General features: G+C 70.9%; 11 protein-coding genes and 1 pseudogene. 10 read left to right on the top strand and 2 right to left on the bottom strand.

What is annotated here, in order from left to right; all coding sequences use genetic code 11:
* The first annotated feature begins 11 nt into the window (after positions 1-11).
* Complete coding sequence (locus tag ACWD68_RS37840; RefSeq protein WP_451811000.1) at positions 12-1,202, top strand: acyl-CoA dehydrogenase family protein; 1,191 nt, start codon at positions 12-14, stop codon at positions 1,200-1,202.
* A 51-nt stretch (positions 1,203-1,253) separates the two neighbouring features.
* On the opposite strand, the gene ACWD68_RS37835 is transcribed toward ACWD68_RS37840, so the two are convergent.
* A complete protein-coding gene (locus ACWD68_RS37835) occupies positions 1,254-1,691 on the bottom strand; it encodes a cell division protein SepF (protein WP_451810999.1) in 438 nt (145 codons plus the stop codon).
* A 289-nt stretch (positions 1,692-1,980) separates the two neighbouring features.
* Between ACWD68_RS37835 and ACWD68_RS37830 the strand changes: the two genes are divergently transcribed.
* On the top strand, positions 1,981-3,234 hold the full coding sequence (locus ACWD68_RS37830; RefSeq protein ID WP_451810998.1) for a DUF5685 family protein: 1,254 nt from the start codon (positions 1,981-1,983) through the stop codon (positions 3,232-3,234).
* A 57-nt stretch (positions 3,235-3,291) separates the two neighbouring features.
* Here ACWD68_RS37830 and ACWD68_RS37825 read toward each other — a convergent pair whose 3' ends face one another.
* Positions 3,292-4,248, bottom strand: a complete 957-nt coding sequence (locus ACWD68_RS37825; protein WP_451810997.1) for an ABC transporter substrate-binding protein — start codon at positions 4,246-4,248, stop codon at positions 3,292-3,294.
* Positions 4,249-4,656: 408 nt separating this feature from the next.
* On the opposite strand from ACWD68_RS37825, the gene ACWD68_RS37820 reads away from it, so the two are divergent.
* The 8 genes and pseudogenes from ACWD68_RS37820 to ACWD68_RS37785 all read left to right on the top strand — a co-directional run.
* Positions 4,657-5,505, top strand: a complete 849-nt coding sequence (locus ACWD68_RS37820; RefSeq protein WP_451810996.1) for an amino acid ABC transporter permease — start codon at positions 4,657-4,659, stop codon at positions 5,503-5,505.
* Positions 5,502-7,265 carry an FAD/NAD(P)-binding protein gene (locus ACWD68_RS37815; RefSeq protein ID WP_451810995.1) on the top strand — a complete coding sequence of 588 codons (1,764 nt, stop codon included), beginning with the start codon at positions 5,502-5,504 and terminating at the stop codon, positions 7,263-7,265. Before ACWD68_RS37820 ends, ACWD68_RS37815 begins: the two co-directional genes overlap by 4 nt.
* 49 nt (positions 7,266-7,314) lie before the next feature.
* A complete protein-coding gene (locus ACWD68_RS37810; protein WP_451810994.1) occupies positions 7,315-8,097 on the top strand; it encodes an amino acid ABC transporter ATP-binding protein in 783 nt (260 codons plus the stop codon).
* A gap of 160 nt (positions 8,098-8,257) precedes the next feature.
* A complete protein-coding gene (locus ACWD68_RS37805; RefSeq protein ID WP_451810993.1) occupies positions 8,258-9,373 on the top strand; it encodes an LLM class flavin-dependent oxidoreductase in 1,116 nt (371 codons plus the stop codon).
* Positions 9,370-10,711: pseudogene (locus tag ACWD68_RS37800) on the top strand (NtaA/DmoA family FMN-dependent monooxygenase). Before ACWD68_RS37805 ends, ACWD68_RS37800 begins: the two are co-directional and overlap by 4 nt.
* A 4-nt stretch (positions 10,712-10,715) precedes the next feature.
* The gene (locus tag ACWD68_RS37795) at positions 10,716-11,498 is read left to right on the top strand and encodes a DUF1684 domain-containing protein (RefSeq protein ID WP_451810992.1); all 783 of its coding nucleotides are present in this window, start codon (positions 10,716-10,718) and stop codon (positions 11,496-11,498) included.
* A 263-nt stretch (positions 11,499-11,761) separates the two neighbouring features.
* On the top strand, positions 11,762-12,661 hold the full coding sequence (locus ACWD68_RS37790; RefSeq protein ID WP_451810991.1) for a S1 family peptidase: 900 nt from the start codon (positions 11,762-11,764) through the stop codon (positions 12,659-12,661).
* A gap of 217 nt (positions 12,662-12,878) precedes the next feature.
* Positions 12,879-13,312 (top strand): SPFH domain-containing protein (locus ACWD68_RS37785; RefSeq protein WP_451811013.1); only part of this gene is annotated, 434 nt, incomplete at its 3' end.

Genomic DNA, 13,312 nt, shown 5'->3' with positions numbered 1-13,312 from the left:
GAGGCTGTCGTATGTCCGCGTCCTCGAAGCTCCCGCCCTTCGACCCCGCCGATCCGCTCGGGATCGACGACCTGCTCGACGCGGAGGACCTCGCCATCCGCGACACCGTGCGGACCTGGGCCACGGACCGGGTGCTGCCGTACGTCGCCGACTGGTACGAGAAGGGCGAGCTGCCCGGGATCCGGGAACTGGCACGGGAACTGGGCGGCATCGGCGCCCTCGGCATGTCGCTCGAGGGGTACGGGTGCGCGGGGGCCAGCGCCGTGCAGTACGGCCTCGCCTGTCTCGAGCTCGAAGCGGCCGACTCCGGGATCCGTTCGCTCGTCTCGGTACAGGGCTCGCTCGCCATGTACGCCATCCACCGGTTCGGCAGCAAGGAGCAGAAGCAGGCCTGGCTGCCGCGCATGGCCTCCGGCGAGGTCATCGGGTGCTTCGGACTGACCGAGCCCGACCACGGATCCGACCCCGGCTCCATGCGCACGCACGCCAAGCGCGACGGCGGGGACTGGGTCCTCAACGGCCGCAAGATGTGGATCACCAACGGTTCCGTCGCCGGAGTCGCCGTCGTCTGGGCGCAGACCGACGACGGCATCCGCGGATTCGTCGTGCCCACCGACGCACCCGGGTTCTCCGCCCCCGAGATCAAGCACAAGTGGTCACTGCGGGCGAGCGTGACCAGTGAACTGGTCCTCGACGACGTGCGGCTGCCGGCCGACGCCGTCCTGCCCGACGTCGTCGGCCTCAAGGGACCGCTCGGCTGCCTCTCGCACGCGCGGTACGGCATTGTGTGGGGCGCGATGGGCGCGGCGCGCTCCAGTTTCGAGTCCGCCGTCGCCTACGCGAAGACGAGGGAGCAGTTCGGACGCCCCATCGGCGGTTTCCAGCTCACCCAGGCCAAACTCGCCGACATGGCCGTCGAACTGCACAAGGGGATCCTGCTCGCCCACCACCTGGGCCGCCGTATGGACGCCGGACGACTCCGTCCCGAGCAGGTCAGCTTCGGCAAGCTCAACAACGTGCGCGAGGCCATCGAGATCTGCCGTACCTCGCGCACGATTCTCGGCGCCAACGGGATCTCGCTGGAGTATCCCGTGATGCGGCACGCCACGAACCTGGAGTCGGTGCTCACTTACGAGGGCACCGTCGAGATGCATCAGCTCGTGCTGGGCAAGGCGCTCACCGGGTTCGACGCCTTCAGGTGAAGGCCCCGCTCGTGAAGCCCCGGCAAGGCAGGGCCGGTGAGCGGCCCTGCCTCAGCTCTGGTTGAAGAAGCCGTCCGGGCGACGGCTCGCGGCCTCGCCGCTGACGATCTCCGTGTTGGCCGGGGTCAGCAGGAAGACCCGGGTCGCGACCCGCTCGATGGTGCCGCGCAGGCCGAAGGTCAGGCCGGCCGCGAAGTCCACCACGCGCTTCGCGTCGGCGGGCTCCATGGCCGTGAGGTTGATGATCACCGGGATGCCGTCCCGGAAGAGTTCGCCGATACCGCGTGCGTCCCGGAAGCTGTCCGGGGTGACCGTGCCGATCCGGCGGCCCTTCTCCTCCGCCGTCTCGGAAGCAACCTTCACGCGCGGGTCGGTGACCCAGGCATCGCCGGACTCCTGACCCTCGGCGTAGTCGTCGTCGTAGTAACGCTCGTCATCGTTGTCGTCGACGAGGCCAAGCCAGGCACTCGCCTTGCGCACCGATCCCATGGACGCCTCCTCTCACAGCGGTCTTTCGTGCTTCCGCATCCCCATGGTCGTCCATGATGCGGATGTCGCGCCAAGTGGATAGACGCCGCGCGGGGGTTTCGTGACGGTACTGGTGCACAGCGAATCCGTCGAGAGCCCGCGTCCCCCAAGGGTCGTACGGGGTACGGCTGCTGACTGAGAGTGAAATATGATTTCTCGCGGCGATCGGGTGACGGGCGGTGCGTACGGGTGAACGGGACGGTCGATACGATGCCGCAGCTCAACGTCGTACGTGTCACGGGGGAGTGTCGTGTTCGGAATCGTGAGGCCATGCAGTCACCGTCTCGGTGAGGGGCTCAAGACGCAGTGGATGGCGCATCTGTGCGGGTTGTGCCTCGCGCTGCGCGGGGACCACGGCCAGTTCGCGCGGGTGGTCACCAACTATGACGGCCTGCTGATATCGGTTCTGACGGAGGCTCAGGCCGAGCGCGCGACGGGATGGCGGCGCACCGCCGGACCCTGTCCGCTGCGCGGCATGCGGACCGCCTCCGTCGCGCAGGGCGAGGGCGCGCGGCTCGCCGCCGCCGTCTCGCTGGTGCTCGCCTCGGCGAAGGTGCGCGACCACGTCGCCGACGGGGACGGCCTGCTGGCCCGCAAGCCGGTGGCGGTGGCCGCTCGCCGGGTGGCCGCGAGCTGGGGCAGGGCCGGGGCGCGTACGGGGTCCGATGTCGGCTTCGACACGGCCGTGCTCGTCGACGCGGTGGACCGGCAGTTCGGGATCGAGGCGCTGGCCGGGCCCGGAACGCCGATCCTGACCGTCACCGAGCCCACCGAGACCGCCACCGCCGCGGCGTTCGCGCACACCGCCGTCCTCGCGGGCCGCCCCGGCAACGCGGCGCCACTGGCCGAGGCCGGGCGGCTCTTCGGACGGCTCGCGCATCTGCTGGACGCCGTGGAGGACAGGGAAGCCGACGCCGCTTCCGGTGCCTGGAACCCGCTGACGGCCACCGGTACCCCGCTCACCGAGGCCCGCCGGCTCGCCGACGACGCGCTGCACGGTATCCGGCTCGCCCTGCGGGAGGCCGAATTCACCGACGGCAAACTGGCGCATGTGCTGCTCGCCCACGAACTGGGACGGTCGGTGGACCGCGCGTTCGGGACGTCGGGGTGCGGGCACACGGCGGGCGGGTCGCACGGAACGGACGGCTTCCTCGATTCCCCCGGCCCGCCGGGCGGGGCGGTTCTGCTCGGGCCCGAGGGCTCCTTCGGGCCGCCGCCTCAGCACGGCGGCAATCCGTACGTCGGCGGCGGCAACCCCTTCGGCGGTGGGCCGTCCGTCCAGCCCCCGGCCCCCGGCAGGCGCGGATTCTGGGCCGGCTGCGCCGCCGCCATCGGGCTGTGCTGCACCTGCAAGGTGTGCTGCGCCGACGAGTACGAGGGGCCGTGGTCGCGCAAGAAGCGCGAAGGATGCCTGAACGACTGTGACTGCGACTGCGGTTGCTGCGAGGCGTGCAAGTGCTGCGAGTGCTGTGAGTGCTGCTCGTGTTGTGACTGCGGGCTGTGACCGTGAGCTCGGAGCACTCCCGTCCGGGGTGCTCCGAGCTCGGTCGGGGGAGCGCGATCAGTCCTTCAGCTCCGGCGGGGAGATCCGCGATGTCGTGATGGCCGAGCCCTTCGTGCCCCACTTGTCGAGGATCTTCTTGTACGTTCCGTCGGCGATGAGCTTGTTCACCGCGGCCCGGAACGCGGGTGTCAGAGCGCTGCCCTTCTTGAAGGCGAAGCCCACGTCGAGGCGGTGGAACTCGTTGAGGAACTTGACCCCTTGCTGGTGGGCGACGGCGTAGCGCAGGCCGTTGATGGTGCTCATCACGACGTCGCTGCGCCCCTGTTGCAGCGAGGACCAGATGGCGCCCTGCTCGCTGTACGTCTGCACCTTGTACGCCTTCTTGCCGGCGTCCGAGCAGACCTTCTTGTTCGCCTCCAGGGTCGCCTCGAACGTCGTACCGGCCGCGGTCGCGACGTTCAGCCCGCACAGCTGCCGGAGCTCGGTGATCTTCGAGAGCTTGCTGTCCGCACGCGTGGCGAAGCCCTGGCCGTCGTTGACGTAGGTGACGAAGTCGATGGTCTTGCGGCGTTCGTCGGTGACACCGAAGTTGCTTGCCCCGAAGTCGTATTTGCCGCTGTCGAGGGCCGGCAGGATCGCCTCGAAGCTCGCGGACTCGTGCTTCAGCTCGATGCCGAGGGTCTTGGCCACGGCGTCCGCGAAGTCGACGTCCTGCCCGGTCAGCGTCTTGCCGTCCGCCAGGTAGGAGGTGCCGGGCGGGGAGCCGGACACGCTGATCGCCGCGGTCAGCGAACGGGTGCCGGACGGCAGCAGTTTGGCGGCGGCGGCATCCTTGCGGATCGGCGAAACGACGTCCGTGGTGGGAATCTTGTCGGACCGCGCCGCGGCCTGAGCGGTACTTCCGCCGGCTGCGTCGTCCGTACCGGAGCCGCATGCGGTGACCAGCAGGGTCGCGGAGGTGAGCAGCGCAAATGACGCAAAATGCCTGTTTCGGGTACGCAAGGACGTACGCATGGTGTGCGGTCTCCTGAAGGCAGGGAGTGAAGAGGCGCAAGGGGAGGGGAGGGGCGCGTGTGAAGGCGTGGGGAAGAGGAGAAACGCGGAAGCCGCCCGTCGCGGACGGGCGCGCAGAGGGGTCAGCTCAACAGGAAGAGGACCACACGCGACCGAAGTCGATGTGGGAGCGCTTGACCAGCCACTGCTGCGAATGCATGGGCCAAGTGGAACAGGCATCCGTTTGTGCGTCAACTGACTTGAGACGTACGGCTCACAGTATGGACAGCCTTGACACCGAGGGGAAATGCCCCCGTACTCTCGTGCCACGGCCCTGCTGAGGGGCTCGGCCGTACGGCGCTCCCGGGCGCTCAGCATGACCTGTGTGAAGGCACCCGCGTTCGACTCGACGCATCACGGAGCCCTCGCATGTCCTCCGACACCCTCGCCAAGGTCGCCGCCGCACCGGACGAAGCGGCCTCCCTGCGCATCGTCCCAAGGCGCCGTCCCGGCCTGTGGACCGCCGCCGTCGCCGTGCTGGTCCTGCTCGGACTCGCCCTCAACTCCGTCGTACGCAACGACGCTTTCCAGTGGGACGTCGTCGGCGAGTACTTCACCTCCGCCTCCGTGCTGCGCGGACTGTGGCTCACCCTCTGGCTGACCGCGGTCGTGATGGCGCTCGGCTTCGCCCTCGGCACCCTGCTCGCCGCGTTCCGGCTGTCCACCAACCCCGTGCTGCGGACGGTGAGCTGGGGATACGTCTGGCTCTTCAGGTCGATGCCGATCCTGGTCCAGCTGCTGTTCTGGTTCAACATCGGGGCGCTGTACCCGCAGGTCCTCGGTGTGCGCACCGTCGACCTGCTCGGCCCCGTGACCGTCGCCGTCGTCGGCCTCACCCTGCACGAAGCCGCCTATGCCGCCGAGGTGGTGCGCGGCGGCATCCTCTCCGTCGACCGCGGGCAGATCGAGGCCGCGCAGGCGCTGGGTCTGAGCCGGTGGCGCCGCTGGTGGCGGATCGTGCTGCCGCAGGCGATGCGCTCCATCGTGCCGCCGGCCGGGAACATGCTGATCGGCACCCTCAAGGGCACCTCCATCGTCAGCGTGATCGCCGTGCAGGACCTGCTCTACTCGGTGCAGCTCGTCTATCACCGCACCTACCAGGTCATGCCGCTCCTGATGGTGGCCACCCTCTGGTACGTCATCGTCACCTCGGTCCTCGGCGTCGGCCAGTACTACGTCGAGAAGCACTACGCGCGCGGTTCGGAGCGCACCCGATGACCGCCGGACGCCCGTCGCTGGTGATCGTCGGGGCCGGTCCGCGGGGGACCGGTCTCCTGGAGCGGATCGCGGCCAACGCGGCCGAGCTGTACGGCGGTTCGGGGCTCGACATCCATGTCGTGGACCCATATCCGCCGGGCGCCGGACGCCTCTGGCGCGAGGAGCAGTCGCCGCTGCTGTGGATGAACTCCGAGGCGCAGGACGTCACGATGTTCACCGACGAGACGGTCGACATGGCCGGGCCCGTGCTCGAAGGACCCACGCTCGACGCGTGGGCGGGCCTCGACGGACGCGCCTTCGCGGACCGGCCCCAACAGGGCGCCTACCTGCGGTGGGTGTACGAGCGCGCCGTGGCCGCCCTGCCGCCGGGCATCCGGGTGCACCGTCACGCGTGCCGCGCGCTGCGGGTGAGCGGACCCCGCGAGGGCCGCCAGCAGGTGTGGCTCGAGGACCGTCCCCGCCCCCTCCTCACCGACCTCGTCGTGCTGACCATCGGCCACCTCGACGCCGAACTCGACGCCGAGCAGAGCAGGCTGGCCGCGTACGCGACGGAGCACGGGCTGGTCCATCTGCCGCCGGACTTCACCGCCGACAGCGACCTGTCGGCCCTCGAGCCCGGCGAACCCGTCCTGGTCCGCGGCTTCGGGCTCGCCTTCGTCGACCTGATGGTGCTGCTCACCGAGGGGCGCGGCGGGCGGTTCGAGGGCGACGACTACCGGCCGTCCGGGCGGGAGCCGATCCTGTACGTCGGCTCCCGGCGCGGGGTCCCCTACCACTCCAAGATCGGCTACGGCCTGGAGGGCGAACGGCCCCCGCTGCCACGGTTCTTCGGGCCCGCCGAGGTCGACGCGCTTCTCGCGCGCCCCGAGAAGTCCGACTTCCGGCGGGACGTGTGGCCGCTGATCGAGAAGGAACTGGGGTTCGCGCACTACCACCGTCTGTTCACGGCACACCCCGAGCGCACCCGGGTCGCCTGGAGCGACTTCGAGGAGAAGTACGCCGCCGGATCCGGTGCCGAGATCCGGGCTCTGGTCGCCGCCGCCGTGCCCGACCCGACCGATCACCTCGACCTCGCCGCGCTCGACCGTCCGCTGGAGGGGGTGCGCCACGCCTCGTACGACGATCTCCAGGACGGACTGCGGGCGTACATCGAGGAGGATCTGAGAAGACGTCATGATTCCTCCCGAAGCACGGACTTGGCCGTGTTCCTCGGGTTGCTCTCGGTCTACGGGCAGCTGGTCCGGCTCGGTGACATCGGCCCGTGGTGGCACGGTTTCTTCAGCTGCGTGGCGTCGGGGCCGCCCGGCCCCCGGCTGCGTCGGATGCTCGCCCTGTCGCGGGCCGGAATCCTGCGGTTCATCGGCGCGGACATGACCGTCACCGCCGAGGACGGGGTCTTCCGGGCGGGCAGTGCCACCGTGCCCGGCGCGACGGTCGAGGCCCGGGCGCTCGTCGAGGCACGGCTGCCGCACCCCACCGTCGAGCGCACCCGGGACGCGCTGCTGCGCGAGCTGTACGCGGACGGGGCCGCCGCGACGCCCGAGGGGCTGCTCGCCGTCGACCCCGCCGACGGGCGCGTCCTGGAGCGTTCCGGAATCCCGCACCCCCGGCGCTTCGCACTCGGTCCGCACACCGATGCCCGGGGCTCGGGCGCCTTCACCCGGCCGCGTACCGGCGGCCCGGCCTTCCGGCAGAACGACGCGACGGCGCGCGCCACGCTCACGTTCCTGCGGGCGCTGTCCTGTCGCGTCGCGGCCTGACGCCCCTCCGGTAGCCCGCAGAACGATACTTCGCGAAGGGAATCACCCGATGAGCACATCCACGGCCGGCCCACCGGCCATGGTCGACATCAAGTCCGTCCACAAGCGCTTCGGTTCGCTGGAGGTGCTCAAAGGGGTCGACCTCGCGGTACGGGCCGGAGAGGTCACCGTGATCCTCGGACCCTCCGGATCCGGCAAGTCGACGCTGCTGCGGACCATCAACCATCTCGAGAAGGTCGACCAGGGCCGGATCAGCGTCGACGGCGCGCTCATCGGCTACCGGCGCTCCGGCGACAAGCTGTACGAGCTGCCGGAACGCGAGATCCTCAAGCAGCGCACCCGGATCGGCTTCGTCTTCCAGAGCTTCAACCTCTTCCCGCACCTCACGGTGGTGGAGAACATCGTCGAGGCCCCCGTCTCCGCGCTGAAGCGCCCCCGCAAGGCCGCCGCCGAGACCGCGCGCGCACTGCTCGACCGTGTCGGGCTCGCCGACAAGGCCGACGCCTATCCGCAGCAGCTCTCGGGCGGGCAGCAGCAGCGGGTGGCCATCGCCCGCGCGCTCGCCCTGGAGCCGAAGCTGCTGCTCTTCGACGAGCCGACCTCCGCGCTCGACCCCGAACTGGTCGGTGAAGTCCTCGACGTCATCAAGGACTTGGCCCATCAGGGCACCACGATGATCGTCGTCACCCACGAGATCGGGTTCGCCCGCGAGGTCGCCGACACCGTGGTCTTCATGGACGACGGCCGCATCGTCGAGCAGGGCGCCCCCGACGACGTACTCGACCGGCCCAGGCAGGAGCGCACCCGGGCGTTCCTCTCCAAGGTGCTCTGAACCCGGCCCCCCACTACTCCGCGACGGTGAACGGCCGACCGCCCCCGAGGGAGCGCGACCGCCCCCGAGGCAGCGGAGTCCACCCGGAACCACCGCCACGGACCGGTACCCCGCGCCGGTCTCCCGGCGCCGACTCCCCCCACCCCGAAAGGCTCCCCCGATGACCGCACCGCACGGCCGGGCGCTTCTGCATCTGGGCGCCGCCCTCGACCAGCGGGCGGCCCACGACGCCGCCTCCTTCGTGGAGCTGGCCCAGCTCGCGGAGCGCGGCGTCCTCGACTTCGTCACCCTCGGGGACACCTTCGCGCGGCCGGGACTCGACGCGCTCGCCGTGCTCTCCCGCGTCGCGCCCGTCACCGGCCGGATCGGTCTGGTGCCGACCGTCACCACCACACACACCGAGCCCTTCCACGTCCAGGCGGCCGTCGCGACCCTCGACTGGGTCAGCCGAGGCCGGGCCGGCTGGCAGATCGACGTGTCGAGGACCGAGGCGGAGGCCCGGCTGTTCGGCCGCCGCACACCCGAACTCCCGGACGCACCCGGCCGGGTGACGTCCCCGTCGCCCGACGACGCCCTCTGGCAGGAGGCCGGAGAGGTCGCCGACGTCGCCGCCCGGCTCTGGGACAGCCGGGAGGACGGTGCCGAGACACGCGACGGGACCACCGGCCGCATCGTCGACCGGGGCAAGCTGCACCAGGTCGACTTCGAGGGCGGCACCTTCTCCGTGAAGGGCCCCTCGACCGTGCCACGGCCCCCGCAGGGCCACCCCGTCCGGGTCGTCGACGCGACCGAGGAAGCCGCCCGGCGGACCGCCGCCCGGTACGCGGATGTGGCGCTCGTGCGGGTCGCCGGCCCGGCCCAGGCACGTGCCGTGCGCGCCGAACTGCGGGACACGGCAGCCGCGTTCGGGCGTGACCCCGACGACCTGCGGGTCCTCGCCGGGCTCGGGGTCGACCTCGGTGACGGCGAGGGAGCGGCCGAGCCCGGCCACGGTGGAGGCCGGCCCCGGCAGACCGCACAGGGCCCGCTGTACCGCGGCGGGCCCGTCGGCCTCGCCGAACTGATCACCGCCTGGCACCGGGCGGACGCCGCCGACGGCTTCCACCTCGCGCCCGTCGAGCCGCGCCGCGACCTGGAGCGGCTCGTCAACGGAACGGTCGCGCTGCTCCAGCACCGCGGACGGTTCCGCACCTTCTATCCGGGCAGCACCCTCAGAGAACATCTGGGGCTCGCCCGGCCCGCCAACCGCTACGCCGTGGCGGGGGGAGCGTCATGACCGTACGCAAACGGATGCACCTCGCCGTCCGCCTTCCGGGCCTCGCTGACGCCGCCGTCGGGAACGGCCGGCGCTCCGGGTCCCCCGTCGACTTCGCCGCCTTCGAGCGCCTCGCGCGCACCGCCGAGCGCGGTCTCTTCGACTTCCTCCTCCTCGCCGGGGGATCACGGTCCGGCGAAACCGAGGGGCGCGTCCATGACCCGGACGTCGTGGGCCGGCCCGAGGGCATCACGGTCCTCAACGCGCTCGCCGCCGTCACCGAACGGCTCGGGCTCGCCGCCACGGTCGACACGGTCTCCAACGAGCCGTACGAACTCGCCCGCAGGCTCGCCACGCTGGACCACCTCAGCGAGGGCCGGGCCGCCTGGAACATCGTGACGACCTCGGAGGCCGCAGGCGCGGAGAACCTCCGCCGCGGCGGCCGTCCGGACACGGCGGGCCGCCACCCGCTCGCCGTCGAATTCATTCAGGTGGCACGGGAGTTGTGGGACTCCTGGACCCCGGACGGGGTGTCCCGGCCGTTCGCGCACCGGGGCCGGCACTTCGACATCGCGGGCGAGTTCACCCTGCCGCGCCCGCCGCAGGGGCACCCCGTGGTCATCCACGCGGGGGACTCGCCCGAGGGGAGGGAGTTCGCTGCCCGTGCCGCCGATGTCGTCCTCACCGACCCGGGGTCCGGGAACCGTCCCACGGGAAGGCGGGGCTCCCGGCACGACAGGCTGGAGACGGGCCGGGCGTTCTACGCCGATGTGAAGGGCAGACTCGCGGCCCACGGCCGGTCGCCCGAGGCGCTGAAGATTCATGACCGTGATCACCTTCGTGCTCGGCGACACGGCCGCCGAGGCGCGGGAGCGGGCCGCCGCGATCCGCCGGGAGCAGATCCCGCCGCGGAACGCGGTCGGCACCCCGGAACGGATCCGGGGCGCCGGCCTCGCCTCCCGCGACCCGGACGGGCCGCTTCCCGTCATCGACCCGGACCCGGGACCGCTGCCGGCACAGGGCCGGGCGACGGCGACCGATGTCCTGACCGTCGCGGAGAAGCGGCGGGCCCTCGCGCCCGAGAAGATCCCGGCCGTCCGGCAGGCCGTCATCGAGGCATCCGGACGCCCCGCGTTCGTCGGCACGCCGGAGTCGGTCGCCGCCGAGCTCGACGAGTTCGTGCGGACCGACGCCGCCGACGGTTTCGTCCTCGTACCCCATGCGACACCCGGCGCACTCGAGGAGTTCGTGGACCGGGTGGTTCCGCTGCTCCAGGAACGCGGCGCGTTCCGCACCGCGTACACGGACACGACGTTGCGCTCGCATCTCGGCCTGGCCGAGCCCGTATGGAAGGGTTGATCACATGACGACGGACGCACCCGAGGAATGGAAGCACTGGCAGGAGCACCGTGTCGCGACGGTGTCCGAGCCGTACGGCCCGCTCGCGCTCACCGGCACCCACTGGATCGAGGACTATCCGGAAGGGCGACTTCCGGACATCCCCGGGCGATGGGTCGCCAAGGGGGACGCTGTGGCCCTGACAGCGGCCGCCGAGGACGGGCTCACTCTCGACGGCGAGCCCTTCACCGGCGAGGTCGTGCTGGACGCCGACTACGGACCGGCCGGCGGAGCCCGGGTCGGGCACGGGGAGCGGCGGTTCGTCGTCCTGGTGCGCGAGGGGGTCTGGGGCGTACGCGACTACGACCCCGCGGCGCCCACCCGACAGGCCTTCAGGGGCATCGAGGCGACCCCGTACGACGAGCGCTGGTCGGTGCCCGGACACTTCACCCCGTACGGCGAGGGCCGCACCGTGCGTGTCGAGAACGCGGACGGAGTCGCCCGTGGGCTCGCCCTCGGCGGTGTCCTCGCCTTCACCCTGGACGGGCAGGACCTCACCCTCCAGGTGTCGGTCGAGAGCGACGGCTCGCTGTGGGCGGTCTTCGCCGACACCACCAGCCGGGACAGCAGTTACCGCTTCCGTTTCCTGCGCCCGGCGGCGCCCGGCGCCGAGGGGCGCACGACGGTGGACTTCAACCGGGCCGTGCTTCCGCCGTGCGCGTTCGCCGACCACTTCGTCTGCCCGTTCCCGCCGCCCGGAAATACGCTGAGTGTTGCCGTCGCCGCGGGGGAGCGCCGATTGGCCTGAGGCCTCAGGGACGCCCGAAGGGCTGGGGGGAATCTGACACCTTCAGTGGTCCGATGATCAACCTCTCTTGTACGTACGCAAGTTGAACGCTGCACGGCCGAAAGGCGCCCTTGCGTCCGTCGGCCGTGCCGCCGAATACTCCCCCTCAGCGCTTGTCAGGAGCACGGCTTGTCCGGAATCCGGACGGGTAGCTCCCGGCTGCGCCTCACGGGCTCCAACCCCACGACACGAGGGCCCCTTACTTCCCTTCGGAGGAATGAAACGTGAGGATCAAGCGCACCACCCCCCGCAGCGGGACAGCGAGACGGAGTCGGCTGATCGCCGTGTCCACCGGACTCGTCGCCGCGGCAGCGTTCGCGATCCCCAGCGCGAACGCGTCCGACGTCCAGACCTTCAGCTCCACCCAGCTGAGCAGTGTCAACAAGTCGGTACTCCAGTCCGACATCGCGGGCACCGCCTGGGCGGTCGACGCCAAGACGAACCGTGTGGTCGTCACCGTCGACAGCACGGTCTCGAAGGCCGAGATCGCGCAGATCAGGAAGGACGCCGGCACCAACGCCGAAGCCCTCACCATCAAGCACACCGCGGGCACGTTCAACAAGCTGATCTCCGGCGGCGACGCCATCTACGGCGGCGGCTACCGCTGCTCGCTCGGCTTCAACGTGCACAGCGGGAGCACCTACTACTTCCTGACCGCCGGCCACTGCGGTGAGGTCGCCTCCACCTGGTACTCCAACTCGGGTCAGACCACGAAGCTGGGCACGAACGTCAGTTACAGCTTCCCGACCAACGACTTCGCGCTGGTCCGCTACACCAACACCTCGGTCGCGCACCCGAGTGCGGTCGGCAGCCAGACGATCAGCAGCGCGGCCACGCCCAGCGTGGGCACGACGGTCTACCGGCGCGGCTCGACCACCGGTACGCACAGCGGCCGGGTCACCGCCCTGAACGCCACGGTCAACTACGGCAGTGGTGACGTCGTCTACGGCATGATCCAGACCACGGTCTGCGCCGAGGGCGGCGACAGCGGTGGTCCCCTGTACGGCGGCAGCGTGGCCTACGGTCTGACGTCCGGCGGCAGCGGCAACTGCAGCTCCGGCGGTACGACCTTCTTCCAGCCGGTCACCGAGGCGCTGAGCTACTACGGTGTGAGCGTCGGCTGACCGACCGGTCGCGCGGCGGACAGCCGTCCGGCCGACAGGTTCGGCCGACGTAACCGGCACCCCCCACAGCGCAGCCGCATGACCGGACCCCGGCGAGACAGGAGAGCCCTCGCACGCAACAGGCGTGCGGGGGCTCGCCCTTGCTCGGGCGGCGGCGTTACCGTCGACGTACACGCTGTACATCCCGATGCGCCACTTCGGACCCTGGGGGGCCGTGATGGTCGAGGAGCTGGTCGCGGCGGGAGTCTCCGTCGCCTCCGTGGGCCTGGTCTATGTGATGGCCGGTGCCCGTGTCGTCAAACAGTACGAACGGGGCGTGGTGCTGCGGCTCGGCAGGCTGCGCCCGGCCGTGCGCGGCCCCGGATTCACCATGGTGATCCCCGGTGTCGACCGGCTGCGCAAGGTCAACATGCAGATCGTGACCCTTCCCGTGCCGGCCCAGGAGGGCATCACGCGGGACAACGTGACCGTGCGTGTGGACGCGGTCGTCTACTTCAAGGTGGTGGACGCGGCCGAAGCGGTCATCCAGGTCGAGGACTACCGCTTCGCGGTCTCGCAGATGGCGCAGACCTCCCTCCGGTCGATCATCGGCAAGAGCGACCTGGACGACCTGCTGTCCAACCGCGAAAAGCTCAACCAGGGACTGGAGTT

The sequence above is a fragment of the Streptomyces sp. NPDC005141 genome, assembly GCF_053599975.1.
Note: the sequence above shows the minus strand (reverse complement) of the source record. Positions and strands in the feature narration are given on the sequence as shown.

Bases quoted from the DNA above. Each gene is read 5' to 3' on its own strand.
- ACWD68_RS37840 (WP_451811000.1), top strand. From the start codon at position 12: ATGTCCGCGTCCTCGAAGCTCCCGCCCTTCGACCCCGCCGATCCGCTC.
- ACWD68_RS37835 (WP_451810999.1), bottom strand. From the start codon at position 1,691: ATGGGATCGGTGCGCAAGGCGAGTGCCTGGCTTGGCCTCGTCGACGAC.
- ACWD68_RS37825 (WP_451810997.1), bottom strand. From the start codon at position 4,248: ATGCGTACGTCCTTGCGTACCCGAAACAGGCATTTTGCGTCATTTGCG.
- ACWD68_RS37820 (WP_451810996.1), top strand. From the start codon at position 4,657: ATGTCCTCCGACACCCTCGCCAAGGTCGCCGCCGCACCGGACGAAGCG.
- ACWD68_RS37815 (WP_451810995.1), top strand. From the start codon at position 5,502: ATGACCGCCGGACGCCCGTCGCTGGTGATCGTCGGGGCCGGTCCGCGG.
- ACWD68_RS37810 (WP_451810994.1), top strand. From the start codon at position 7,315: ATGAGCACATCCACGGCCGGCCCACCGGCCATGGTCGACATCAAGTCC.
- ACWD68_RS37805 (WP_451810993.1), top strand. From the start codon at position 8,258: ATGACCGCACCGCACGGCCGGGCGCTTCTGCATCTGGGCGCCGCCCTC.
- ACWD68_RS37795 (WP_451810992.1), top strand. From the start codon at position 10,716: ATGACGACGGACGCACCCGAGGAATGGAAGCACTGGCAGGAGCACCGT.